Origin of the sequence: Halomonas sp. G15 (assembly GCF_021282295.1) — a bacterium.
In the GTDB taxonomy this organism is placed as follows: domain Bacteria; phylum Pseudomonadota; class Gammaproteobacteria; order Pseudomonadales; family Halomonadaceae; genus Halomonas; species Halomonas alimentaria.
Genome location: NZ_JAJSPA010000048.1, coordinates 1 through 25,637, shown reverse-complemented (window position 1 = coordinate 25,637; position 25,637 = coordinate 1). Strand labels below are relative to the sequence as shown.

Below are 25,637 nucleotides of genomic sequence, written 5' to 3'. Positions count from 1 at the left end.
TCCAGGGCGACCTTGGCCTTCAGCTCCGGTGAGTGGGTGTTACGTTTCTGTTTCGACATCTCTGGTCCCTTCGAAATCGGCCTCGGCATATCTTAAACCAGTGTCTTGATTTCAGGGTCCACTATACACCGCATCGTTTCCGAGCGCACCGTGGACAGCCACGTCAAGAAGCTGCGCCGCAAGATCGCCGAGACGTGGCCGGAGCGCGAGGTGATCCGCTCGGTCTACGGGGTCGGCTACAAGTACCAGCCCGAGGAGTGAACTGCACCACCTTTGCACCTTCGCTGCATGGCCCTTGCACGCCGGCCGCGCAGAGTGACAGTCGTCAATTCGAGAATCCCAGGAGTTTCCCCATGCAGACCCGACTCTCTCGCCGCATCCTTGCCCCCGCCCTGCTCGCCATGGCCATTGCCCCGCTGGCGCTCACTGCCACTGCCGCACCGGGCGACGCCGAACGTGCCGAGCAGCGCCAGCAATGGCAGGAGGCCCGTGCCGAACGTTACGCCGAGAAGCGTGCGGCCCTCTTCGAGCGCGCCGGCCTCGATGCAGAGACCCGCGAGGCACTGGAAAACGCTCACCGCGAACATCGCCAGGCCATGGCCGAGCTGCGCGAGGAGCATCGCGACCGTATCGATGAGCTGCTCAGCGACGACCAGCAGGCCGCCCTCGACGAGGCTCGCCGCGAGATGCGCGAGGAGTACCGTACCCAGAAGCGCCAGAGCCACGCCAAGGCCCTGCAGCAGCGCATGACCGAGATGGTCGACGGCTGGGACCTCTCCGAAGAGGAGCGCGAGGCCCTGGGTGAGCTGCGTCGGGCCCACTACGCCGACATGGCCGAGCTGCGCAACCGCGACTTCGACTCCCGCCAGGAGCGTCGCGAGGCGTACCAGGCGCTGCGCGACGAGCACCAGGCGGCGCTGGCCGAGCTGCTCAGCGAGGAGCAGATCGAGGAGATGCAGCAGGCCGTCCGCAAGGCCTATGGCTCCCGCGCCGGCAACGGCAACGGCAACGGCAACGGCAAGAACTGATCCTCCCGGCCCCGGCCCCCATGGCAACGCCTGGCTCCGTGCCGGGCGTTGCTGTATATGGCCGCGCCGTCTCGGGCCTTGCCGTGCCTGGAAGAGGCCCCTGTGACATAAGTGGCCTTGCGGCATTGCAACACGTAAGCGTAACGTAACACCTCCTGCTCTTTAGCAAGCAAAGGAGTTGTCATGTCCCGCGCCTCCGATGGTTCCAGCTATCGTGTCCCGCTGCCCGGCAGCGCCCTGGTCGCCGCCTGGCGTCAGGGATACGGCCTTGCCGAGCTGCGTCGCGACCTGCTCGCTGGGCTGACCATCGGCATCGTCGCGGTACCCCTCTCCATGGCCCTGGCCATCGCCACCGGCGTGCCGCCCCAGCATGGCCTCTACACTGCCATCGTTGCCGGTGCCATCATCGCCCTCACCGGGGGCTCACGCTTCAACGTCTCCGGCCCGACCGCCGCCTTCGTGGTCATCCTGTTCCCCATCGTTGCCAACCACGGCATCGGTGGTCTGCTGATCGCCACCCTGATGGCCGGACTGATCCTGTTTGCCCTGGGACTCGCCCGCCTGGGCAGCCTGATCCAGTTCGTGCCCTATCCGGTGGTGCTGGGCTTTACCGCCGGTATCGCCGTGGTGATCGCGCTGCTGCAGCTGCCCGACTTCCTCGGCCTGGGGGTGGATCTGGGCGAGAACACCCTGGGCAATGCGGTCACCATCGCCCGGTCGGTGCCGGGACTCGACCCGGCGGAGCTGGGGATCGGCATGGTCACCCTGGCCACCCTGATCCTCTGGCCGCGCCTGCGCCTGCCGATTCCCGCCCCCCTTGTGGGACTCGCCGTGGGCACCCTGGTGGCCCTGGCGGTCACTCCGCTGGGCATCGAGGTCGATACCATCGCCTCGCGCTTCAGCTGGAACCTGCAGGGGGAAAGCGGCAGCGGCATCCCCCCCTTCGCGCCCAGCCTGATGCTGCCCTGGCAGCTGCCCGGGCCGGACGGCACGCCGCTGGTGGTGGACTTCGCGCTGATCCGCGAATTGCTGGGGCCGGCCCTGGCCATCGCCATGCTGGGAGCCATCGAGTCGCTGCTTTGCGCGGTGGTGGCCGACGGACTCACCCGCACCCGTCATGATCCCAACGCCGAGCTGCTGGGCCAGGGGCTCGGCAATATCGTCGCGCCCTTCTTCGGTGGCATCACCGCCACCGCGGCACTCGCACGCACCGCCACCAATATCCGCAGCGGCGCCTTCTCGCCCGTGGCCGCAGTGGTCCATGCCCTGGTGGTGCTGCTGGCGGTAGTGCTGCTGGCCGGCGTGCTGGCCCTGATGCCCATGGCGGCACTCGCGGCCCTGCTGTTCATCATCGCCTGGAACATGAGCGAGGCTCGTCATTTCCTGCACACCCTGAAGAGTGCACCGCTCAGCGATGCCGCCATCCTGGTGATCTGCTTCGCACTGACGGTGATCTTCGACATGGTGCTGGCCGTGGCGGTAGGCATGGGCCTGGCGGCGGCGCTGTTCATCCGGCGCATGGCCGAGGTGACCCAGACCCGTCGTCTGGACGAGCAGGAGAGTGACGACCTGGGCGACCTGCCGCCCGGGATCGCGCTCTACGATATCGATGGTCCGCTGTTCTTCGGCGCCGCCGAGAAGGCCGTCTCCTCGCTACAGGTCGTCGACCCGGACATCCGTGTGATGCTGCTCGACATGCGCGACGTGCCGAGCCTGGATGCCACCGCCATCGTCGCCCTGCAGACCCTCGCCGAGGAGCTCCACGAGCGCCATATCGGCCTGGTGTTCGTCGGGCTGCCCGCGCGGCTGGTGCTCAAGCTGCGCCGTGCAGGGATTCGTCGTGAACCCGGCCGGCTGGCCGTGGTGGCCGACCAGGCTCGAGCCCTGCGCCTGGCCAGGCGCTGGCTGGCGACTCCCTCCGGAAACCTTGGATAGCTCTGCCGGTGAGCGGAGGCGACATCACGCGCCGCTCGCCTCACGGCTGAAGCACGCCAGCTGGGTCGGCTGGCCAAGGTGGGCGTGCATCTCGCCGACCCCGGAGAAGCGCACGCGGTAGCCGTTACGGCGCGCCACGCCCTGGCTCCAGTGCCGAAACCGCGCCCGATCCCACTCGAACTTGTGGTCCGGATCGCGGAACTCTCCCGGATCCATGTCGTAGAGCGGGTTGTACTCGTGGTTGGGGGTGGTCATCACCAGCAGCCGCGGCCGCAGACCGGCGAACACCGCGCGCTCGACCCGGGAGAGCGCCTCGGGCGGAACATGCTCGATGGTCTCCACCATGGCCGCGGCCTCGAAGCCGGCCAGCGACGGATGGGGATCGGCATAGGAGCCGCAGATCAGTTCGAGGCGCCCCGCCCGGGCGGCCGGCAGCGCCTCCAGGCGCAGCTTGGCCTGGGCCAGCAGTTCCCCGGAGAGCTCCAGGCCCACCACCCACTCGAACTGGGCGTCGCGCAGCAGGTACTGCAGCAGCCCGCCGGAGCCGCATCCCAGGTCGAGCACCCGGCGCGCACCGCTGGCACGGATCAGGGCGGCGACCTGCTGCAGCCGCTGCTGGTGGAGGTCGGGGGCTTCGAGGTCGATCATCGCCATGCTTTCTCCGCGAACTCCGGGCGGGAGATGATGACGCAAAGCGGCCGGGAGGTGTAGCGACGAGGCAAATAAAGTCGCGCGTCGCCTCGCGCCCTGGCCCCGATAGGCTTCAGCAACGATCACCGCCGCGCCCCCGACTACACTGAAGACCATCCCCCTACTCACGGAGCAAGAAGGCCATGAGTCATCGCTTCATCGAGGTCATCACCGACTTCCCTACCACCGAGGAGCAGTACGTTCTGCTAGTGCATCTCGATCAGATCGCGCAGATCCGCCCCGAGATCGAAGCGGAGAATGAACCGCGCCACGAGCCGGTGGCCGTGATCATCCTGACCAATGGCGAAATGCTGATCCTCAAGAACAGCTTCAAGAGCGTGGTCAAGCGGCTCACCGAGGCGAAGATGGTAATGCGGCCCTGACAGATGGCCGACCCTCACGGCCGGCCATCAGGTTGTCGTGCGAGACAGCAGCCCAGTGTGGCTCGCCTGGGGCCACGGGCCCGAGAAGGCGCGATTGACCTCGCGCCCAGGGGCAGGGAACGTCCGTCCCTTGCGCTGTCAGCCCGTCATGTCGAGGACCACGCGCCCTTCGATCTGGCCATCGATCATGCGCTGGAAGATTTCATTGATGTTCTCCAGCTTGTCGGTTGCGATCGTGGACTTGACCTTGCCCTCGCCGGCGAAGTCCAGCGCTTCCTGCAGATCCTGGCGGGTTCCAACGATGGAGCCGCGTACGGTGATGCCGTTGAGGACGGTTTCGAAGATCGGCAGGGGGAAGTCGCCCGGCGGCAGCCCGTTGAGTACCAGGGTACCGCCGCGGCGCAGCATGCGCTGGGCCTGATCGAAGGCCTTGGGCGATACTGCCGTGACCAGTGCGCCATGGGCGCCGCCGATCTCGCGCTTCAGATAGTCAACCGGATCGATTTTCATGGCATTGACGGTCACTGTAGCCCCCAGCCGCTCTGCCAGCGCCAACTTGCCATCGTCGATATCGACTGCCGCTACGTTGAAGCCCATCGCATGAGCATATTGGACCGCCATATGGCCGAGGCCGCCGATACCTGATATCACCACCCACTGCCCCGGGCGGGCATCCGTCATCTTGAGCCCCTTGTAGACCGTCACTCCGGCACACAGCACGGGCGCGATCTCGAGGAAGTCGACGTTGTCGGGCAGGCGGCCAACGAAGCCGGCATCGGCCAAGGTGTAATCGGCGAAGCCGCCGTTCACCGAGTAACCGGTATTCTGCTGAGATTCACACAGGGTTTCCCAGCCTCCTAAACAGTGCTCACAATAGCCACAGGCCGAATAGAGCCAGGGCACCCCGACGCGGTCGCCCTCCTTGACATGTGTAACACCCTCACCTACTGCCACGATATGGCCAACCCCTTCATGTCCTGGAATAAAGGGCGGATTGGGCTTGACCGGCCAGTCACCGTGGGCGGCATGCAGGTCCGTGTGGCAAACGCCGGAGGCGGCCACCTTGACCAGGATTTCACCCTGCTGCGGCCGGGGTGTCGCGACCTCTTCGATGGCCAGCGGCTCACCGAACTTTCGCACCACGGCAGCTTTCATCGTGTTATCCATTGTATATCTCCTCGATTGGCGGGCAGCCTGACGCTGCACCTTTGCTTCATGCTCGCCAGGGGAAGCAAGTGAAGCGATGCAACCGCTCTTCTTGGCGTTGGGGGGCCGCTCAGAAAAACAACCGAGCGGCCAGAGGCTTCAGAAGAAGCCCATCGGATTGATGTCGTAGCTGACCAGCAGGTTCTTGGTCTGCTGGTAGTGCTCGAGGGCCACCTTGTGGGTCTCGCGGCCGACACCGGACTTCTTGTAGCCGCCGAAGGCGGCGTGGGCCGGGTACTGATGGTAGCAGTTGGTCCACACGCGGCCGGCCTGGATGCCACGCCCCATGCGGAAGGCGACGTTGATGTCGCGACTCCACACCCCGGCGCCCAGGCCGAACTCGGTATCGTTGGCGATGGCCAGCGCCTCTTCCTCGTCCTTGAAAGTGGTCACCGCCACCACCGGGCCGAAGATCTCCTCCTGGAAGACCCGCATCTTGTTGTGGCCCTTGAGCAGGGTCGGCTGGATATAGAAGCCCTTGTCGATGCTCGGATCCAGGCTCTCCTTGTTGCCACCGGTGAGGAACTCGGCGCCCTCCTCCCGGGCGATCTCCATATAGGACATGATCTTGTCGAACTGCTCCTGGGAAGCCTGGGCACCCACCTGGACGTCGGTATCCAGCGGGTTGCCACGGGTGATCTGGCCCACCTTCTCCAGCACCTTGGCCATGAAGGCGTCGTACATCGACTCCTGGATCAGCGCCCGGGACGGGCAGGTGCACACCTCGCCCTGGTTGAAGAAGGCCAGCACCAGTCCCTCGGCGGCCTTGTCGATGAACTCCGGCTCGGCGTTCATGATGTCGGCGAAGTAGATGTTCGGCGACTTGCCGCCCAGCTCCACCGTGGAGGGGATGATGTTATCGGCGGCACACTTGAGGATGTGCGCGCCCACCGGGGTGGAGCCGGTGAAGGCGATCTTGGCGATGCGCTTGCTGGTGGCCAGCGCCTGTCCCGCCTCGGCGCCATAGCCGTTGACGATGTTGACCACCCCCGGCGGCAGCAGGTCGCCGACCAGCTTCATCAGTTCGAGGATCGAGGCCGGGGTCTGCTCGGCGGGCTTGAGCACCACACAGTTGCCCGCGGCCAGCGCCGGTGCCAGCTTCCATACGGCCATCAGCAGCGGGAAGTTCCAGGGGATGATCTGTCCCACCACGCCCAGCGGCTCGTGGAAGTGGTAGGCCACGGTATTGGCATCGATGTCCGCGGCGCTGCCCTCCTGGGCACGGATGCAGCCGGCGAAGTAGCGGAAGTGATCGACGGCCAGCGGCAGGTCGGCGTTGAGGGTCTCGCGCACCGCCTTGCCGTTGTCCCAGGTCTCGGCCACGGCCAGCATCTCGAGGTTCTGCTCCATGCGGTCGGCGATCCTGAGCAGCACATTGGAGCGCTCGGCGGCGGAGGTCTTGCCCCAGGCCGGGGCAGCGGCGTGGGCGGCATCCAGCGCCTTGTCGATGTCCTCGGCACTCGAGCGCGGGATCTCGCAGAACACCTCGCCATTGACCGGGCTGACGTTGTCGAAGTACTGCCCCTTGACCGGTGGCACGAACTCGCCACCGATATAGTTGCCGTAGCGTTTCTCGAAGGCGATGACGGCACCGGATTCACCGGGATTGGCGTAGATCATGGCTTGGCTCCTGAAATTGTCGTTATAGAGGCTGTGCACTGTCAGTCTTGGTCGTAAGCGCAATCTGCGACATACTCCGGTGGCAGGAGGCGCCCTCCTTCCTTGGTAGGAGGGCCCGGCCCGCAGAGGAGAGGAAAGGAGAGCACCATGACCACCCTGATGGTCGCCGACGACCATCCGCTGTTTCGTGAGGCTATCGCCGCGGTGATCGCCACCGGCCTGCCCGGCTGCCGGCTGCTGGAGGCCGACAGCCTGGCCCAGGCCATGCATGAGGCGCAACGCCACGAGGCGAGCCTCGACCTGCTGCTGCTCGACCTGGGACTCCCCGATGCCGCCGGGCTCGATGGCCTGGCGCGGCTGCGTGATGCCCTGCCCGACCTGCCGGTGGCGATCCTCTCCGCCGAACAGGATCGTCGCACGGTGCTCGAGGCGATCGAACTCGGCGCGGTGGGCTACATCCCCAAGTCGACGCCCCGCGACGACCTGCTGGCCGCGCTGGATCGCATCCTGGAGGGCCACCTCTATCTGCCGCCCCAGGTGATGCGCCGCCCGCCCCCCACCAGACACGATTCACCGCCGGCCCCCCTCGACGACCGCCTGACGAGACTTACCGAAAAGCAACTCGAGGTGCTGGAAGCGCTCGGCCACGGCGCCTCCAACAAGGGCATCGCCCGCAAGCTGGGTATCGCCGAGACCACGGTGAAGACCCACGTCTCGGCGATCCTGCGCCGCCTCGGCGTCACCAGCCGCATCCAGGCAGTGCTGCTCGCCGGGGAACTTGACCTGGCCGCCTACCTGGCCTCACGGCGGGGACGCTGAGCCTCCAGCAGCGTGGCCAGCAACACCCTCAGCCGCAGCGGCTTGAGCGGCTTGTGCAGGCAGGCGTAGCCCGCCTCGCGGATGCGGGCCTTGAGGGCCGCATCATGGTTGGCGGTGATCACCACCACCGGAAGCCCCGGGTAGCGGCGCCGCAGCCGACCGGCCACCGTCAGGCCATCCGGCTGCCCCTCGCCGAGGTGATAGTCCACCAGCAGCACTTCCGGCGGCGTGCCTGCCAGCCCCTGAGGGGTGGCGGCACTTGCCACCCGGCATCCCCAGCCACCCAGCAGAGCGGCCATGCCGTCGCGAATATCGGCATCGTTGTCGATTACCCAGACACGCGCTCCGGCCAGAGGCCCCGGCGTCTCGTGCCTGGCCGTCTGGGGAGTGGCAGGTGAGGTACCGTAGGGCACCCGCAACGAGAACAGCGACCCCTGGCCCGGGCGCGAGATCAACCCCAGCGGATGGCCCAGCATGCCGGCGATGCGCTCGACGATCGCCAGGCCCAACCCGAGGCCGCGGTCGTCTTCCACGCCGCCGGCACCGAGTCGATGGAACTCAGCGAAGATCACTCGCTGCTGGGCCGGAGCGATACCCGGCCCCGTATCCCCGACCATGATCTCCAGTTCCTCGCCACGCCGCCGACAGCCAAGCAGGATACGCCCGTGGCGGGTATAGCGAATGGCATTACTCAGGAAGTTGCGCACCACCCGCGCCAGCAGCGCCAGGTCGGAGGTGATCACCGCGCCACTTGGCACATGGCGCAGCTCGAGGCCGCGGCTGGCGGCTACCTGGCGATACTCCTCGGCCAGCACACCGAGCAGTTCCTCGGCGGGGAAGCTGGTCACATCGGGCCTGAGCACCCCGGCATCGAGCCGCGAGATATCCACCAGACTGCCGATCAGCGCCTCGACGTCCTTCAGCGAGCGATTGATGCTGCCTACCAGGCGTTGCGACTCGTCGGGCAGGCGGTGTCCCTCCAGTGCACTGGCAAAGAGCCGGGCCGCGTTGAGCGGCTGCAGCAGGTCGTGGCTTACCGCGGCGAGGAATCGGGTCTTGGAAAGGTTGGCCGCTTCGGCATCGGCCCGGGAGCGCTCCAGGGCCGCAATGGTGCGCTGCAGGGTCTCGGTGCGCTCGCGCACCTGCTCGGCGAGCAGCACCGAGTGCTCGAAGGCGCCGTAGGGGCCGCCATGGGGCACGCCGCCCGCCTCCACACGCTCGATCAGGGCGGCGCAGATGCGGCGCAGCCGTTCGTTCTCGGCGGCCAGCGCCTCGGGTGAGGCACCAGGCTCAGGCGGACGTCGCGGATCCAATGGCCACTCCGGTGAAGGTCTGGTTGAGGTGCATGCCATGGTGCTGCTCGCCGTAGGTGTTGAAGCCGATCACCCGGCCCCGGGCCAGCAGCCGCGAGGCCGCCGCCAGCTCGCCACGCGCATCGATCTCGAGCCGGCGCAGGAAACAGTCGCAGCCGATCACCAGGGCTGGTTCGCCGAGACGCTGCGCCAGGCCATCGAAGACCACCTCGAGTTGCTCGAGCATCGGCGTGGGACGCATGGCGGTCAGCACGATGCCAGTCTCCACGGCACAGTAGAAGCTCAGGCTGCCATCTGGGTTGACCCGCTGCACCGAGCGCACGTAGTGGGCATCGGCGATACGCACCGCCAGCGGGTGCAGGGCAAAGGCCTGGGCATCCAGCGCCGCCACCGGCACTCCCACCAGTCGCGCATACTCCTCGGCCGCGGGCAACGCATTGAGCTCGAGCACTCGACGTGTCGCGCTGTCCGCCCGGGTGACCACCAGCTTGTGGTCCAGCGGCTGCAGGTGGTGGGTGGTGAAGACCTCGAAGGGCAGCCGCGTTGCCACCATCACTACCACCGCCGCCCGGGAGTGGAAATGCCCCTCGGCATAGACATGGGTGCGCGCCAGGCGGTTGTCGTCACCGGCGGAGCCGCCGAAACCAGGGATGCGCCCCAACGCCGCCTCCAGAGTGGCCAGCACCTGCTCTTCGCGACTGGAGAGGCCGTCGAGCAGGGTCAAGGCGAAGCGCTCGGCGCCCGCCGGGGCTTCAGGACGGCAGCGTTCCAGTAGGCCGTCCACCAGCCGCTGGGCGGCGAGCAGGTCGAAGCGGTCGAGGTCGGCCACCAGGGCGGTGGCGACGGCGAAGGCCCCCCTCGCGAAGCCGATGGCGACGATGCAGCCACGCTCATAGCCGGTCGGGCTGATCTCGCCGGCGGTGGTGCAGCCCACCACCGGCAGCCGCCCGAAGGTATGCGTGATCGCCCGGGACAGGTCCTCGAGGGGATAGTCGGCGCTGCAGAAGAACAGCACGAACCCCAGCGCCGGATGACGCAGCGCCTCGCCCAGCTCGGCCACGGCAGCCGCAGGGTCGGCATGTCGCGAGACCGCACTGCACAATGGGGGGGCGCCAGTGAACGCGGTGGGATCGGGGGGCATCATCGACTCCGGGGGCAAGGCAGTAATCCAGTGTAGGCCGGCCCCCGGCGCGGCCACAATGCCCGGGGAGTCAGTCCGCGGAGCCTTGTACCCAGCGGGTCAGGGAGGCCAGGGTGGTGGCAAGGCAGGCGTGCAACTCCTCGAGGACGGGACCCGCCGCCGCGAGCTGCTCCTCGAAAGCCAGCCGCTCGAGCCGCGCGGCCAGCCCCGCCACCTTCACCGCCCCCAGGCTCGCGGACTCTCCCTTCAGCTGGTGTGCCGCATGTCGCAGCCGCCCGGCATCGCCCGCCTCGAGGGCCATGGTGAGCTGGGCGAGGTGCGCCTCGGCCTGGTCGCGGTAGAGCGCCACCATCGACGCCATTCCCTGTTCGCCCAGGGAGTCGCGAAGCGAATTCAGGATCAGCGGATCGGCCAGTGTCTGCTGGCTCATGGCGAGGGTGGGCGCCATGGCACTGCCGCCCAGATGTCGGCGCAGCACCTCCAGCAGGGCCTCCTGGAGCAGCGGCTTGGTGAGGTAGCCATTCATCCCCGCGGCCAGGCAGCGCGCCCGCTCCCGCCCTGGTCCGCCAGCGGTCATGGCTACTATGGGCACCGTGGCCGACCAGCCGTGGCGCTGGCGCAGCCGGCGGGTCACCTCCAGGCCGTCCATGTCGGGCATCTGAACATCCATGAAGATCAGATCGAAGTGCCGGCGCTCTGTCAGGGCCAATGCCGCCTCGCCGGACTCGGCCAGGGTCACACGACACCCCAACCGCTCGAGCATCGCCTGGGCGACTCCCTGGTTGACAGGATTGTCCTCTACCACCAGCAGACGCGCCCCCTGTGGCTGGCCAAGCTCGACCCGGCCCGTCGCGACAGCCTGCGCCGGCTCGGCGGCGGGCACCAGCGGCAGCAGGCACCAGAAGCGACTGCCGACACCGGGCTCGCTCTGCATGTCGATGCTGCCTCCCATGGCATCGATCAGTCGGCGTGAGATCGCCAGGCCCAGCCCGGTACCGCCGAAGCGCCGTGCGGTAGAGGCATCGCCCTGGCGGAAGGGTTCGAAGATGCGCTCACGCTGTTCGGCGGGAATGCCGCAGCCGGAGTCACGCACTTCCAGCCGCAGGGTCTCGTCATCCTCGAGCGACGCCTCGAGAACAACCCGGCCCTGGTCGGTGAACTTCACTGCGTTGGAGACCAGGTTGAGCAGTACCTGGCGCAGCCGCGCCGGATCCCCCATCACCCAGGCGGGCAGCGCCTCGGATACCCGCGCCTCAAGCCCGATCCCGCGTGACTCGGCGCGAGCGGCGAAGATCGACACCGAGCCCTCCACCAGTGCCGCAAGCGACAGCGGCTGGTATTCCAGGTCGAGCCGTCCGGCCTCGATCTTGGAGAAGTCCAGCAGTTCGTTGATCAGCCCCAGCAGCAAGTTGGCGCTGTCGTGGATGGTGGCCGCATACTGCCGGGGATGCTCCTCGAGAGGCTCCTCAAGCAGCAGGTCACTCATGCCGATGACGCCATTGAGCGGGGTACGTATCTCGTGGCTCACGGTGGCCAGGAACTCCGACTTGGCCCGGCTCGCCGACTCCGCACGCCGCGCGGTGGCCTGCAACTCGTGGCTGAGTGTCTCCAGGTCGCGGCGAGCCGCGGCGTTGTCGCGTGCCTCGCGGAACAGCATTATCGCCACCAGCAGGGCGGCGAAGCTCATGGCGAGGATAAGCACCAGCAGCAGGCCATAGAGCCACTGAAGCTGGCGCCGCTCGTGGGTCGCGCTCTCGGCCAGGTAGCCATTGATGGCGATTACCAGGCGCTCGGTGCGGTTGCCCAGCACCTCCAGGCGCTGCTCCAGGTCCTGCCGGGACTCCATCTCCAGCGAGGCAAGCCCTGCGATGGCGTCGTCCAGTGCCTCGATGCGTGCCTCGATCTCATCGATAAGGTCAACAGCCGCGGGAATCTGGGCGACCAGCTCGGTGACATCGCCCTGGCGCATCAGGGTCAGGCGGCTGTAGAAGAGCTCGAAGCGCAGCCGCAGTCCGGAGAGGACTGCTTCGGGCTGGGCGAGATAGCTGCGCATCTGCACGGTATCCCGGTCAAGCTTGTAGGCATGCCAGACGGCATCGCCGCCGACGCTGCCCGCCAGGCTGTCCTGGCGCCAGGAGACCAGGCCCACCACGACCAGAGCGGCGGCAAACAGCACCAGGGCACTGATCGCCCCCAGCCTCAGCCGCAGGGGCAACTTCAGCATGGGCGACGTCCCGCTGACACCGCCTGCTCAGGGCGCATGGATCTCCGCCACGTGCCATACCGAGCGGAATCGCACCGCCTCGTTATGCAACTCCGGATGATCATCGAAGGGATAGAGCACGAACAGCGGGCCGAACTCGCGAATCGGGATCGGCTCGCCATCACGGCTCATGGCCAGGATCACGTCGTAGTCGTGCAACTCCTTCACGGGAATCTCGGCCCGGTACTCATTGAGGGCCTGCACTTCGATGCTGTCGGCCTTACCCCCCGCCGCGGCGAGCAACTCACGTATCAGCGGCCCCTGAAAGCAGCCCGACTCACTGTGCCAGGGGGTGCGGGTGCAGACCGTCAGGGGGGAAAGCGCCATCAACATCGATCGGTCGAAGAGCGCGTCTTCACCGACATTGGGATGGGCAATATCACCGGTGATGGTCAGCAGGACCTCTCCTTCGGGTACCGGCAGCTCATCGCCGAAGGAGGGCACCGGCAGACAGGCCAGCAGGAGGGCGATGATCGATAGGCGCATGGCGGGTACCCTTGGCGGCGACTTCTGGGCGCCAGACTACCCGATCACGACGCCATGGTCAGCTCGACGAAGGCGGCAGGTCGGGATCGGGCAGAGATCCCAGCCCGTCGAGAAGGCGCAGCAGCAAGTTGGCCCGCGCCTCGAAGATGGCGTTGCGCTGCAGCTGATGGGACAGCTCGAGCATGCCCGGCATGACCAGTTCCACCTCCTGCAACTGGGCATGGTAGGCCTCCATAAGCGTCAGGTCCGCCTCACGACTGGCCTGCCAGGCCTGCTCCGACAGTACCAGGGCGTCGCGGGCCTCCTCTCCCAGCGCGCGGTCCAGCCGTCCCGTGAGTCGCTCGACTTGCTCACGCCAGCCCGCCTCGGCCGTGTCGGCACAGGCCAGCATGGCGTCGAGGTCCTCCTCGGCCTCCACCAGGCAGGCGTGCAGCTCATGCTGCAGCGACTCGACCTGGGCGGAGGGGTCGGACTGGGCCAGGAGCGGCTCACCGATGAGAGCAAGGGCCGCCAGCACAGCAGCGGCGGGCAGGGAGTGCGGCATGACAGACTCACAGCAGGCAAGAAGACGGATACCCATAAAGAGCTGGGGGGCGTTCACGCCCCCCAGCATAGTGCCTTGTCGAGAGAAACTCTAAGCCGATCAGCTGTGCAACTGGTGGCCCTCCTCCTGGGGCTTGACGACCACCAGATCCTCGTAGGCGTGCCAGCTGGCAAAGCCCAGCACGGGCAGGATCAGCGCCAGGCCGATATAGAAGGTCAGCACCCCGACCAGCACACAGCCGGTGAGGATGGCGGCCCACAGCAGCATCGGGCGAAAGTTCCTGGATACCGAGCGAATGCTGGCCTCGATGCCTTCCATGAAGGTGAGGTCCTGATCCATCAGGGTCGGGATGGCCACCACGCTGATGGCGAAGGCACCGAAGGCGAGCACGCTGCCCAGCACCGTGCCCACGGCGATCATGCCGAGCCCCTGCGGGGTGGTCAGCAGTGCCGCGTAGAGGGCATCGGGGCTGGGCACCTCGAAGCCGAAGAAGAGCGCGAACAGCAACGTGGCCACGCGGATCCAGGCCATGAAGAAGATCATCATCATCACCCCCATCATCGCCAGCTGGCCGGCATGGGGACGCCAGGCGCCGAAGGCATCACCCAGGTGGGGGGCGCGATTGGCCTCCAGGGCTCGGCTGATGCCGTAGGAGCCCACCGCAACCAGGGGGCCGATGAACATGAACCCGGCCACCAGCGGCAGCAGCCAGTGCCAGAGCCCCAGATAGATGGCCCCGACGGTGACTGCGATGCTCAGCCCTACCCAGAACATGCCATAGGCCAGGCTGACCGCGGCGGCCTGTCGGAAATCCTCGATGCCGGCGGCGAGCCAGGCCCTGGGGCGTTCCATGCCCACCGGCTGGATGGTGATCCTGACGCCAGGCGTTGCCGACGCGTCACGTGCTTTCGCGGTTGCCGCATTCATGTGTCACCTCTCTTCACCGATTACCGCCCGACCGGCTCGGGCGCTGCGCGAATGGTTCCGGCGCGGGTCCGGCCCATCGAGACACGTTAACGGGGCCTTTCCTCGTTAACTCTGTCTTAATCTAGTTGATCCGAGTCAACTCTGCAGGGAATCGCGCTTGCCTTTTTCCACGCTCTGCGCCCCACGCAAACGCGGAGGGCCCCGACACCGGGTCGGGGCCCTCTACAAGGCCGATCAGACGTGGCGAGAGCCACTCATCCTCAGCGCACGATCATCACCGAGACCTTGGAGTGGTGCACCACATGCTCGGCGTTGGGACCGAGCACGTAGTCGGCGAACTTGCGCTTGTTGTGGGAGGCCATGACGATCAGGTCCACCTCGAGCTTCTTGGCGGCCTTGACGATCGCCTCCCAGGGCGAGCCGTCGACGATCACGCTCTGGGCCGTGATGTCCTCGGGCACGTGGTCGCGGATGAACTCGTGCTGGGCCTCCTTGATCGCCTCATGGGCCTTCTTGGCGAAGTCCTTGGGAAAGTAGGAGCCGACCAGCGGCATGCGGTAGTCCGGCAACACCGTCACCACGTGCAGCGAGGCACCGAAACTGCGGCACAGCGCCACCGCCGTCGGCAGCGCCTTGACCCAGGAGGCCTCCTCGTTGAGGTCCACCGTTAACATGATCTTCTGGTACATGACGCTCTCCTCAGGCTGATGTCGCCGCGGCACTGCGATCCCGCCGCCGCCGCTGCATCACTACGATCAGGCCGAACACCAGGAAGGCCGGGATCCACATCAGCTCCTTGGTCCAGCGGTCCACCGGGGCCAGCACCTCGATGATCTCCTGGTCGAAGTCGAAGCCCAGGTCAGAGGCCTGGCTACCATAGGCCACCATGTCGACGATGGCCTTGTCGTCCTCGATCAGCAGCATCAGGCCCAGGTTGTCGAGGCGCTCCTGCCCCGTCTCCCCTTCCGGCACCGGCAGCTGCATGTAGGTGGTCAGCGGGTCGCCGAAGTCATCCTCACCGAGGATCTGCAGACGCAGGGTGCTGTCCTCTTCGACATTGCCCAGCGCCTCGACGAACTGCGCCGGCGGCACCTCCCGGTAGGGGTCATGGATCATGTCCATCCAGAAGCCGGGGCGGAACAGGGTGAAGGCCACCAGCAGCAGCACGATCGACTCGTACCAGCGGTTACGGGCGAGCATGAAGCCCTGGGTGGCCGCGGCGAAGATCAGCATGGCGATGGTCGAGACCACGAAGATCACCACCCCCTGCAGGAATGTGACATCGATCAGCAGCAGGTCGGTGTTGAAGATGAACAGGAACGGCAGCGCCGCGGTACGCAGGCTGTAGTAGAAGGCCTGGAAGCCGGTGCGGATCGGGTCACCCCCCGAGACCGCAGCCGCGGCGAAGGAGGCGAGGCCCACCGGCGGCGTGACGTCCGCCATGATGCCGAAGTAGAACACGAACAGATGCACCGCGATCAGCGGCACCAGCAGGCCGTTCTGCTCGCCCAACTGGACGATCACCGGAGCCAGCAGTGCCGACACCACGATGTAGTTGGCCGTGGTAGGCAGGCCCATGCCGAGGATCAGGCTGAGCACCGCGGTGAAGATCAGGATCAGCATCAGGTTGCCCATGGAGAGGATCTCCACCACGTCGGCCAGCACCAGGCCGACCCCGGTCTGGGAGACCGCACCGACGATGATGCCGGCGGTGGCAGTGGCGATACCGATGCCGATCATGTTGCGGGCACCGGTGACCAGGCCGTTCCACAGGTCCAGGGCCCCCTCGCGCAGGTCCGCCGCCATGTCACTGCGACCACGGAAGATCGCCGTGATGGGACGCTGGGTGAGGATGATGAAGACCATGAACACCGTGGCCCAGAAGGCGGAGAGTCCCGGAGAGAGGCGCTCCACCATCAGGCACCAGATCAGCACGATCACCGGCAGGATGAACTGCAGGCCGACCATCACCGTGGGCCGGGTCTGGGGCAGCTTGTAGATGGGGGTGTCCGGGTCGTCGAGCTCCAGCTCGGGATAGTTCGAGGCGACCTTGAGCAGCGCCACGTAGATCGCCGCCAGGCCCACAGCCACCACCCAGGGAGTGGCATCACCCAGCACCGGCTTGAGCCAGCCCAGGCCGTAGTAGACCACGAGGGCCGTGATCATCATCAGCAGCAGGCCGCCGAGGAACCCGATCACCTTGCGCACCAGGGGCTTGGGCGGATTGCTGCTTTCCAGCCCCTGCAGCCCGGCCTTGAGGGCCTCGAGGTGGACGATATAGATCAGTGCGATATAGGAGATCAGTGCCGGCAGGAAGGCGTGCTTGATGACCTCGACGTAGGAGATGCCCACGTACTCGACCATCAGGAAGGCCGCAGCCCCCATGACAGGCGGCATGATCTGGCCATTGACCGAGGAGGAGACCTCCACCGCCCCGGCCTTCTCGGCGGAGAAGCCGACCCGCTTCATCATCGGTACGGTGAAGGTGCCGGTGGTCACCACGTTGGCGATGGAGGAGCCGGAGATCAGGCCGGTCATGCCCGAGGCCACCACGGCGGCCTTGGCCGGCCCGCCCTTGTAGTGGCCGAGCAGCGAGAAGGCGACCTTGATGAAGTAGTTGCCGGCCCCGGCCTTGTCGAGCAAGGCACCGAACAGCACGAACAGGAAGACGAAGCTGGTCGAGACCCCAAGCGCGATGCCGAAGACCCCCTGGGTCGTCAGCCACTGGTGGTTGACCAGGCCGAAGAGGCTGACCCCGCGATGGGAGAGGATACCCGGCATCCAGGGCCCGGCCAGCGAATAGAAGATGAAGATCGAGGCGATGATCGCCAGCGGCGGACCGAGCGCCCGTCGCGTGGCCTCCAGCAGCAGCACGATACCCGCCACGCCGATGATCACGTCCTGCAGGATCGGTGCACCGGGGCGTTGAGCCAGCTGCTCGTAGAACATGAACATGTAGGCGCCACAGAAGGCCGCCGCCGCCGCCAGGACCCAGTCCTGGATGGGGATGCGATCGCGGGGCGAACGCTTGAGCGCCGGATAGGCCATGTAGGCCAGGAAGAGCGCGAAGGCCAGATGGATGGAGCGGGACTCGGTGGCGTTGAAGACGCCAAACCCCAGCATGAACGGCAGCGGGGACGCGATCCACAGCTGGAAGAGCGACCAGGCGGCGGCAATGCTGACCAGCAGCTTGCCCGGCGTACCGGCCGGCTTGCGGGCCCCGGTATCCGTCGAGGCGACCATATCCTCCAGGTCGACCTCGTGCCCGGCGGCCCTCTTGTTGTCCTCAGTCATAAGCGTGCCCTGCTCTGTAACGTTTGCCCTGGGAACCCTTGCTGGTGATGCCACCCGGCATCCCAAACAGAATGCGCGGCCCCCTCGGGTGACCGCGCATTCTTCACCGAGGTGACATCACCTCAGAGTCTCGGATCACTCGATCCAGCCCTGCTCGCGATAGTAGCGGGCAGCTCCGTCATGCAGCGGTGCGGAGAGGCCTGAGGAGACCATCTCTTCCGGATCGAGATTCTCGAAGGCCGGGTGCAGCTGCTTGAAGCGGTCGAAGTTGTCGAAGATCGCCTTGACGGTCTGGTAGACGATATCCTCGTCGGCCTGGGCGGTGGTCACGAAGGTCGCCGCCACGCCGAAGGTCTCGACGTCCTCGTCGTTGCCCTTGTAGAGGCCGCCGGGAATCACCGACTTAGAGTAGTAGGGGAATTCCTCGACGATGCCGTCGATGGCCTCGCCGGTCAGCGGAATCAGGCGGGCATCCACGGTAGTGGTGGCTTCCTGAATGGAGCCGTTGGGGTGACCCACCACATACACCATCGCATCGACGTTGTTGTCGGCCAGGGCCGCGGCCTGCTCCGCGGCATCCAGCTGGGAGGCCAGGGCAAAGGTGTCCTCGGTCCAGCCCTTGGCTTCCATCACCACTTCCATGGTGTTGCGCTGGCCGGAGCCGGGGTTACCGATGTTGACGCGCTTGCCTTCCAGGTCATCGAGGGTCTCGATGCCGGAATCGGCACGGGCCAGCAGGGTCAGCGGCTCGCCGTGGACACGGAACACCGCACGCAGATCCTCGTAGGCGTCGCCCTCGAAGTTGCCGGTGCCGTTGTAGGCCTGGTACTGGACGTCGGACTGCACCACGCCCATGTCCAGCTGGCCGGACTTGATGCCGTTGACGTTGGCCACCGAGCCGCCGGTGGAGGGCGCGTTGCACTTGATGTTGGCATCTTCCAGACGATTTACCAGGCGGCAGACGGACTGGCCGACCACATAGTAGACGCCGGTCTGGCCACCGGTACCGATGGTGATGAACCTCTCTTCATCCTGCGCCATGGCCGGCGACGCGAACATCGCGGCCCCCAGGAGCGCACCGGTGAAGGCAGCAGCAGAGAATGCATGGCGTTTCATGGACATACCTCTTTGACGTTGTCGGCAATCGAGCGGCTAGACCGAGACCACACCGGGCTCCGAATCTACCACCCCTTTCTACTTTAGCGAAAAAACTTCTCCGGTGATAATGACCGGAGGCAAGGCCGGCAGAACATGGCCGACGGGTTTGTTCACCCCTAGTCTAGTCCCGACGAGCGTTTATGAAGCGTTAATCTCTTGATGCAATGCAGCAAGGGCCGCACGTGGCGGCCCTTGCTGAATAGAGCTCACCGCTGCCTCACGATGCCTTCATGATCAGCGCCTGCTTGTCGTCCTTCATGGCGGCAAACTCGGCCTCGAAGAAGAACTCTTCCTCTCCCAGCGCCGGTTTCAGGTGGTTGAGCCAGGTGGCGGCTTCGTCGTACTTGGCGAAGAAGGGCCGCTGCACCCAGTCGCTGTCGCGCCCCTGGATGAAACGCAGCACGAAGACCTTCTCGCCCTGGATCTCCGTCACCCCCTGGATCTCCACCTTGCCCGGATCGGCAGACATCGACGGCCCACGAGCCGTGCGCGCCAGGCCCGGCACCTGCTTCATTGCCTCGCGGTAGATCTCCCAGGCTCGCACCAGCGGCACCTCGAAGTAGTGGCGGGCGCCGGTATCGCGCTCCACGAACATGTAATACGGGATCATCCCCAGGCGCACCTGGGTGGTCCACATCCTCGCCCACTGGTCGGCATCGTCATTGATGTGGCGGAGCAAGGGCGCCTGGGTACGGATCTCCGCCCCGGTGGCCCGGATGCGGCGGATCGCCTCACGGCAGATGGGGGTGTCCATCTCCTTCCAGTGGTTGAAGTGCGCCATGAAGGCGACATGCTTCCCGGCAGCCACCAACTCTCTGAACAACTCGAGAATATCCTCGGCGTCCGGGTCGGTGACAAAGCGGTAGGGCCAGAAGGTCAGGCTCTTGGTGCCGATGCGGATGTCCTGAACGTGATCCAGCTCCGGCGCCATCAGCCCCTCCAGGTACTGACGCAGGTGCTTGGCCTTCATCACCATGGGGTCGCCGCCGGTCATCAGCAGGTCGGTGACCTCGGTGTGCTCGGCCAGGTAGCGGTGCAGGGAATCCGCTTCATTGGAGGCGAACTTCAGGTCCTTGTCGCCGACGAACTGCGCCCAGCGGAAGCAGAAGGTGCAATAGCTGAGCCTCGCAGAACCTCAGAAAACCTCATTACCCAGATGATTTCAAAGGATTTATACGACCACCAATGGACCAGGGTGGGCTGACCGACGTATGACCGAAGTGAACGGCCACACACCGACTCACCCTCTGGAATCTGGAGAAGGGAGCCAATCCCATCGACCGCTGACTGACCGAAGCAGAACCGAAGCGAGTGCTCACTCTGGGTGACCGGCATGACCCCCTACCGCCAATCCATCAGCCGATACAGCGTCGTTACCTCCCCCCTACCCTCGGGAGACAGTCGAGGACCGGGAGCCCCAGCGTCAGGTCGTCGGGTGTCGTCAGGTATCCCGGGAAACCCTCACTTCCTCTTCTTGGCGTAGTCGTCACGCAGGGTACCGATCTTCTTGTCAGACCGAGCATCACGACCATCCGGGTTACGCACTGTGCCAGCGGGCAGGCCCCGGGTCTTCTCGAAGGTTCCCACACGACAGTCGCTACGAGTCTTACGGACCATGATGAGCACTCCTAACATTAGTGAACACTCAATGTATCCGTACCGATCTACAAGGATCAACCTGATGACGACAAGCGCCCTGCCCCAAGATCAAAAAAAGGGCCACAGGGGCCCCAAAATAGGCCCCGTAGCGGGGCCCTGATACATTCGGCTGTCGCCTCTTCATAAAGGGGGCAGAGACGCCACTCCGCTTCCCTACCCTCAGTCATAGGATTTCCAATGCCTCAAAAATAGCATCTATACCCAAATGCACTATTTTCTCATCATTGAAAGCTCCTCTGAGCTTCGCTCGGTCAGCTGGCGTGGCGTATGGGAGTCGCTATCGGTGCGCTGTCTTCCCCGGTGACGTCGGCACGGTCGTCGTCGCTCTCCTCCTCATGGTGATCATCATCGGTGTCATAGGTCCAGTTGGCACTCGACGCGGCACTCAGTAGAGAGTCCTGGGACAGGTGAGCGTAGCGTTCCGTGACCTTGGGATTGCTATGACCAAGGATCTGTTGCACTTCGTACAAGGAGCGCCCTGCCCCAACCAGCTTGGAGGCGTAGGTATGCCGGCAATCATGCAGGCGGAAGTCAGGTAGCCCAGCCTTGTCGCGTAGCCGGTGCCAGACCAGCGTGATCGACTTGAAGGGTGCCTGGGTCTTGGGACTGACGAAGATCCACTCCTGACCACCGCATTCCCGCTTGGCTTCCTCCAGGACCTGTAGCGCCGAGGTATTCAAGGGCACGACCCGCTCCTTCTTGCTCTTGGCGTTGCTGACCGGTATCCGCCAGGTCTGCTTGATTAGGTCAACATCTGACCACTTCGCCTTGAGGGCTTCCCCTACCCGGGCCCCGGTACTGAGCAGGAACATCACGATACAACAGACGGGACGATTCCTATCGTGCAGCAGCACGTCCAGTAGCCGCTTGCTCTCGGTCTCATCCAGATAGCGTTCCCGGTTGTTGTTCTCCTTGAACAGCTTGACTGACTTGGCTGGATTGCTATCAACCAACTCCCATTCCATGGCTACCGCGAATAGAGCCCGAACGATCATCAGCTGACGATCACAGGTGGCCGGTGCCCTGCCCTCGTTACGCATCCGGTTGTGGAACTGCGCCACGTCGGCATGGGTAACCTCATCCAGGCGCTTGCCACCGAAGGTGGGAATCACCTTGCTGCGTAGATGGGTATAGTCGGTCTTCCAGGACCGCTTGCGGGTCTTGATGTAGTCCAGATACTGCTCCTCGACGAAGGCCTTGAGGGTCGGCACGGCCTTGGCCGACTTTTGGACCGTCTGAGGCGTTTTTTCCATGACCAGCTCGGCACGCAAGGTCTTTGCCTTCTTCCGGGCTTGAGACAGGGAAATCTCGGTCGTGGTGCCAAGTTTGAAGTGCTGGTTCTTCTTCTGGTCGGTGGTGTGACGCAGATAGTAGGTCCCCTTGCCAGGGGTAGTGCGTCTGACCTCCACATAGAACCCGGGGTGCTGGCGGTCGCAATATTCAATACGACGCTTGTCTTCGGGGCAGTGCAGGCGCTTGACGAGATGGGCGGTGAGGTCAACGACAGGCATATCTCCTCCTGACCGGTGGTGACACGATAAGAGAAAGTCTCGGCGGTACCCGTCGACACCCGACGACCCGACGCAGTGGCCAGATCAATCGATAAGATGACAACGGGATAAAGGGGCTGCGGATGAGCCACAGCCCCTCCAGGCGGGTTAGTCTTGCGCTAGCTCGGCAAGACGCGGGCAATCAGCCTTAAGCGAAATCTTCACCTGACGATTGCGGCTACGCGGCAGGCGCTCCAGCTTGACTCCAAGGGCATCCAGTGAGGCGGCGTGCTGAGTGAAGCGACGACCCAGAGATGCCGCGTTATGCGGGAACTCATTGAAGTGCGCGCGAATATCCCGATCAGAAACCAGCTCTTCCAGCAGCGGCAGTAGATCCCCACAGGTCCCCATCCATGGCTCGTCGAAACAGTAGAGCAGCGCGAAGTTGTAGAGGGCATTGGCCAGCGGCTTCTCACCGATCGACGACTCGTAGGCGTGTGCCTGATTAATGGCGTAGGCATCTTCCAAGTAGCCAGCTTCTAGGCCCATGACCTGCTCGCAAGCGGCGAGCCAGCGGGAGAAATCCAGCATCCGTTGAGGCCGTTTGGGTACTACATCATCCACGATGTTCAGGGCCTGGGCAGCTAATTCCAGCAGCGCACGGAAAATTTCACCTTCATGAGCTTCAAGATGGTTAACCATCTCCTTCTCCGTGATGCGCTCCCCCTCACCTAAGGCTTGGAAGTGCACGAACAGGCATCGGCTACTGAGGTCAGGTTCCGTCACCGGGTTGACAATTCCGTTGATCACTAGTGGTGCCTGGAGACTTGACACAAAAGCGTTTCCATCGGAGTAAAGCTGTCGCTTTAGCGACTCTCCCCCGGTAGACATCCGACAAAGTCGATCACTGCTGTTTACAGGCAAATCCCGGAGGTTATCGAGGATTACCATATACGTGAAATTGCTAGCTACCGCCAGATCATCCAAATTTTTTGGCAGCTCAGACACACTGATCTTGCTCGGGTCGACAAAGCGTCGGAGGACCCATTTTGAGAAAGAGCTCTTGCCTGCACCTTGGCCACCAAGCAAGACAAGGAATACTTGAGACACCATAGGGTCCAGTGGATGTGATAGCACGTACGCCATCCAGCACAGGACCAGGTATTGCTCTTCTTCCGGTGTATTGATGATTTCGATGAGATGGTTGAGCCCATCAAGATCGGGGTCAGGTGTAGTAGCCGGAAGAGGATAAGGCGCCATGGCAGGCAGTCGAAGCATGATGGTCGGCTCACCTTCCTCTACCATCTTTACCTCGCCATCTTCTAGCACCGCAAGCACACCACTTCTTTGCCTAAGATCGATGATCCGCTTGCGATTATTTTCCCCATAGGCCACATTCGTATACGATCTTACCTCTTCTCCTAGGTACTTGACTTTTTGACCGATAACCTTGCAAAATTTTTCGACGACATCCCATGGAATGTCCTCCCCTTGCTCCATTAGCTCGATAAACATAAGGCTAATGACTTCCTTGCTTTCTAGAGGCCTGGCGATGCGGTTACCTTGCTTCTCAAGCACCAGAGCCTGGCCCGTTCGGTTGTCGTACACCAGATCATAAAGCTCTTCTACGAGAATCTTCACCTTGGCGCTACTCGTCAGCTCCTCCTCCTTCTTCTTACCGGAAGAGCTACCCTTCCTTCTGGGCTGCTGGGCTGGCTTAGGTGCAACGTAACCTTCCCCGGCCTTCTTATCCGCTGCCCTGGGTGAGCATACTTTGCTGGCCTTACTGGGACGACGCATGTTGTCCAGGCGTTGCTGGTCCTCCTGACTCACTTTCTTCTTTCCAACCTTCTTCAGCGGCTTCTGGGTGGAATTATTGGTCTGAATGTTGTCTTGAGTGCGATCTTTACTTTCCATTTGTCCACCGGTTTCTTTTTTCTAGACGTAGTTGGCTACCAGGGGGCCAGACAGCCCCCTGCTTCACAGGTTGTTCTTGAAAGTTAAATGCGGACCAGAAGATCCCTGGATTGGCGGCAATACCGGGAGTTGATGTGCATCGTCCAGCTGAGGTCATCCATCTGGGATGACGACAGGCCCAGCTCATCCGCGACCAGCCACAGCCAGCGAATCCCGTCATGGGCGTCAACGTTGCGCGTACTCACCCGTTCCGTTGTCCAACGTTCGCTGACACGACGCATCAGCGACATCAGCTCAGGACGAAGCATGCTGGCGAGGTCCCGGGCCTCTTCCATCAGACGGGGTAGATCGGGGTACACGACGTTGATGCCTTTTGCGCCATCGGGAGCATACTGAAGCGCTGGTTCGACCTTGCTACCATGATGTTTGACGACCATGATTGGCGCATAGCACCCAAACTTGGCGCGGATGCTGGCAAGCTCCTTGGCGATGCTTCCCTGGCGCGGCGTGGTAACTACAACAAGGTCTTCGTTACGAATAGCGGCGTGTAGGTCCTGAAAGCTATCCAGGCCATTGACGCTTTCCAGGCCCGTGATTGGCAGCGGAAAGGGGGTATCGTGACCCGGCTCCACCAGCTCACGGCATAGCGCTGCTACCGGATAGCTCTGTGGACCCAGCAGAGGTGCCTTGGTTGGCTGACCACGGTGGCTTAACGCCAGCATCTGCGTGATGGTAGCCTTGAACATCGTCTTGATGGCGACGTTGACTGGTCCATGACCACTGTGGGAAAGGACTGCAGCGAGGCGATCTTCTACATGACCATCCGAGAAAGCATCCGAAGGCAGTGCGGATGTGTCATCTACTCCTTCGGCACCGAGGTCCTGAGGGGTAGGGTCGTCCTGGCAGCAAGAATGACGGTCTTCAACGCCATACACTTGCTCCAAGGGTAGGCCATCACTAGTGCGAGTGATGGTGATTAGCGATGGTTCAGCGTGATCCACCTTGTGGTGAGATAGGTGTGAAGCATTCATGAGAAATTACTCCTTGAACTGTGGTACGTAATGCCCCTTTTAGGGCTCCCACAGGCCAAGCGATACGGGCCAGATTCATTGACGGTTTCGTGGTCAATTTCATAGTATTTAGCCTCCTAAGTAATTGGCTCTTGGACGGTAAAAGTATCAGGGTCACTCGCCTTCATTGGGGCCAAAACTGCTGGCCAATATCAGTACATCATGCGGCGGTTTTCGTCTCGGAGCTCGGCTTTCAATCGTTTGGGTCTTGGGTTTCTGGCACCAGCCTCGCTGGCCTGGTCTGCAGAATTTAGCACACCTAATAGGGCGTTCAAGTGGCGCTTCCTGTCTATGACTCTTGCCCAAACAGCTGCCTCCGCCAAAAACCGAAATTCCCAACACGCTGAAATTAAAGAGAATTTTTATTAAGTATAATTAGCATAGCGAGAAATCCCCTTTTTTGCCTGGTTTTATCGCCTTAGTGCTCAAACCCTGTTCTCCCTTAGTACCAACCATGAGATCACGGTGAAGCAGGCGTGAATTATTTTCTATTTTACTAACTATACTTTGGATTATGCGTCGCTGCTGTGCCTCAACCTGCTGATCGTCGCACTGGTGAACGGCCTTCCCTGGTAGGTGGTCAGCCCCCTCCGGTTGAGAGCCTCGGCGATGGCGACCCCACTGCGTAGCCTCTCCTGCTCCTCCAGATGCTGAATGACCCGCTGGATACGCTGCTTCCACTGTGCCTGGGCCT

The 25,637-nt window shown here is 63.8% G+C and carries 22 protein-coding genes and 1 pseudogene; 5 read left to right on the top strand and 18 right to left on the bottom strand.

Features of this window, described 5'->3' with window-relative positions:
- Positions 1–126 precede the first annotated feature (126 nt).
- The 3 genes and pseudogenes from LWH48_RS16310 to dauA all read left to right on the top strand — a co-directional run.
- Positions 127–261: pseudogene (locus LWH48_RS16310) on the top strand (winged helix-turn-helix domain-containing protein); the annotation flags it as partial.
- A gap of 92 nt (positions 262–353) precedes the next feature.
- Positions 354–1,028, top strand: a complete 675-nt coding sequence (locus tag LWH48_RS16305) for a hypothetical protein (protein ID WP_232913386.1) — start codon at positions 354–356, stop codon at positions 1,026–1,028.
- A 183-nt stretch (positions 1,029–1,211) separates the two neighbouring features.
- Positions 1,212–2,963, top strand: a complete 1,752-nt coding sequence (dauA, locus tag LWH48_RS16300; protein WP_232913385.1) for a C4-dicarboxylic acid transporter DauA — start codon at positions 1,212–1,214, stop codon at positions 2,961–2,963.
- Positions 2,964–2,987: 24 nt separating this feature from the next.
- On the opposite strand, the gene LWH48_RS16295 is transcribed toward dauA, so the two are convergent.
- Positions 2,988–3,617 (bottom strand): methyltransferase domain-containing protein, encoded by a 630-nt coding sequence (locus tag LWH48_RS16295; RefSeq protein ID WP_232913384.1) that lies wholly within the window; start codon positions 3,615–3,617, stop codon positions 2,988–2,990.
- A gap of 179 nt (positions 3,618–3,796) precedes the next feature.
- Between LWH48_RS16295 and LWH48_RS16290 the strand changes: the two genes are divergently transcribed.
- Positions 3,797–4,036, top strand: a complete 240-nt coding sequence (locus LWH48_RS16290; protein WP_133482701.1) for a hypothetical protein — start codon at positions 3,797–3,799, stop codon at positions 4,034–4,036.
- A gap of 138 nt (positions 4,037–4,174) precedes the next feature.
- Here the strand turns inward: LWH48_RS16290 and adhP are convergent, their stop codons facing one another.
- Positions 4,175–5,203 (bottom strand): alcohol dehydrogenase AdhP, encoded by a 1,029-nt coding sequence (adhP, locus tag LWH48_RS16285; RefSeq protein ID WP_205743486.1) that lies wholly within the window; start codon positions 5,201–5,203, stop codon positions 4,175–4,177.
- Positions 5,204–5,341: 138 nt separating this feature from the next.
- Positions 5,342–6,862, bottom strand: a complete 1,521-nt coding sequence (gene exaC / locus LWH48_RS16280; protein WP_232913383.1) for an acetaldehyde dehydrogenase ExaC — start codon at positions 6,860–6,862, stop codon at positions 5,342–5,344.
- A gap of 147 nt (positions 6,863–7,009) precedes the next feature.
- Between exaC and LWH48_RS16275 the strand changes: the two genes are divergently transcribed.
- Entirely contained in the window at positions 7,010–7,681 is a 672-nt protein-coding gene (locus tag LWH48_RS16275) for a response regulator (RefSeq protein WP_232913382.1), read from the top strand.
- Here the strand turns inward: LWH48_RS16275 and LWH48_RS16270 are convergent.
- From LWH48_RS16270 to LWH48_RS16200, 15 genes are all read right to left on the bottom strand, one after another.
- Positions 7,654–8,994, bottom strand: coding sequence for an ATP-binding response regulator (locus LWH48_RS16270; RefSeq protein ID WP_232913381.1), 1,341 nt, complete (start codon positions 8,992–8,994; stop codon positions 7,654–7,656). The genes LWH48_RS16275 and LWH48_RS16270 overlap by 28 nt on opposite strands.
- Entirely contained in the window at positions 8,972–10,135 is a 1,164-nt protein-coding gene (gene nosP / locus LWH48_RS16265) for a nitric oxide-sensing protein NosP (protein WP_232913380.1), read from the bottom strand. Before nosP ends, LWH48_RS16270 begins: the two co-directional genes overlap by 23 nt.
- A 70-nt stretch (positions 10,136–10,205) precedes the next feature.
- Positions 10,206–12,359: an ATP-binding protein gene (locus tag LWH48_RS16260; protein ID WP_232913379.1), complete on the bottom strand. Its 2,154-nt coding sequence runs from the start codon at positions 12,357–12,359 to the stop codon at positions 10,206–10,208.
- A 27-nt stretch (positions 12,360–12,386) separates the two neighbouring features.
- The gene (locus LWH48_RS16255; RefSeq protein ID WP_232913378.1) at positions 12,387–12,884 is read right to left on the bottom strand and encodes a molybdopterin-dependent oxidoreductase; all 498 of its coding nucleotides are present in this window, start codon (positions 12,882–12,884) and stop codon (positions 12,387–12,389) included.
- 58 nt (positions 12,885–12,942) lie between these two features.
- On the bottom strand, positions 12,943–13,428 hold the full coding sequence (locus tag LWH48_RS16250; protein ID WP_161430869.1) for a lysozyme inhibitor LprI family protein: 486 nt from the start codon (positions 13,426–13,428) through the stop codon (positions 12,943–12,945).
- A 99-nt stretch (positions 13,429–13,527) separates the two neighbouring features.
- Complete coding sequence (locus tag LWH48_RS16245) at positions 13,528–14,355, bottom strand: DUF2189 domain-containing protein (protein WP_232913377.1); 828 nt, start codon at positions 14,353–14,355, stop codon at positions 13,528–13,530.
- A gap of 260 nt (positions 14,356–14,615) precedes the next feature.
- Positions 14,616–15,044, bottom strand: coding sequence for a universal stress protein (locus tag LWH48_RS16240; RefSeq protein WP_161430866.1), 429 nt, complete (start codon positions 15,042–15,044; stop codon positions 14,616–14,618).
- Positions 15,045–15,054: 10 nt separating this feature from the next.
- Entirely contained in the window at positions 15,055–17,649 is a 2,595-nt protein-coding gene (locus tag LWH48_RS16235; protein ID WP_232913376.1) for a TRAP transporter permease, read from the bottom strand.
- Between the two features lie 135 nt (positions 17,650–17,784).
- Positions 17,785–18,765 (bottom strand): TAXI family TRAP transporter solute-binding subunit, encoded by a 981-nt coding sequence (locus LWH48_RS16230; RefSeq protein WP_232913375.1) that lies wholly within the window; start codon positions 18,763–18,765, stop codon positions 17,785–17,787.
- Between the two features lie 259 nt (positions 18,766–19,024).
- The gene (locus tag LWH48_RS16225; RefSeq protein ID WP_332875636.1) at positions 19,025–19,801 is read right to left on the bottom strand and encodes a KamA family radical SAM protein; all 777 of its coding nucleotides are present in this window, start codon (positions 19,799–19,801) and stop codon (positions 19,025–19,027) included.
- A gap of 467 nt (positions 19,802–20,268) precedes the next feature.
- Positions 20,269–20,424, bottom strand: coding sequence for a hypothetical protein (locus tag LWH48_RS16220; protein ID WP_232913374.1), 156 nt, complete (start codon positions 20,422–20,424; stop codon positions 20,269–20,271).
- 293 nt (positions 20,425–20,717) lie between these two features.
- Positions 20,718–21,977, bottom strand: coding sequence for a tyrosine-type recombinase/integrase (locus LWH48_RS16215; protein ID WP_232913373.1), 1,260 nt, complete (start codon positions 21,975–21,977; stop codon positions 20,718–20,720).
- Positions 21,978–22,124: 147 nt separating this feature from the next.
- Entirely contained in the window at positions 22,125–23,873 is a 1,749-nt protein-coding gene (locus tag LWH48_RS16210; RefSeq protein ID WP_232913372.1) for a hypothetical protein, read from the bottom strand.
- Positions 23,874–23,956: 83 nt separating this feature from the next.
- Complete coding sequence (locus LWH48_RS16205) at positions 23,957–24,904, bottom strand: hypothetical protein (RefSeq protein WP_232913371.1); 948 nt, start codon at positions 24,902–24,904, stop codon at positions 23,957–23,959.
- 551 nt (positions 24,905–25,455) lie between these two features.
- On the bottom strand, positions 25,456–25,637 hold a 182-nt coding region (locus LWH48_RS16200; protein ID WP_232913370.1), incomplete at its 5' end, for a hypothetical protein.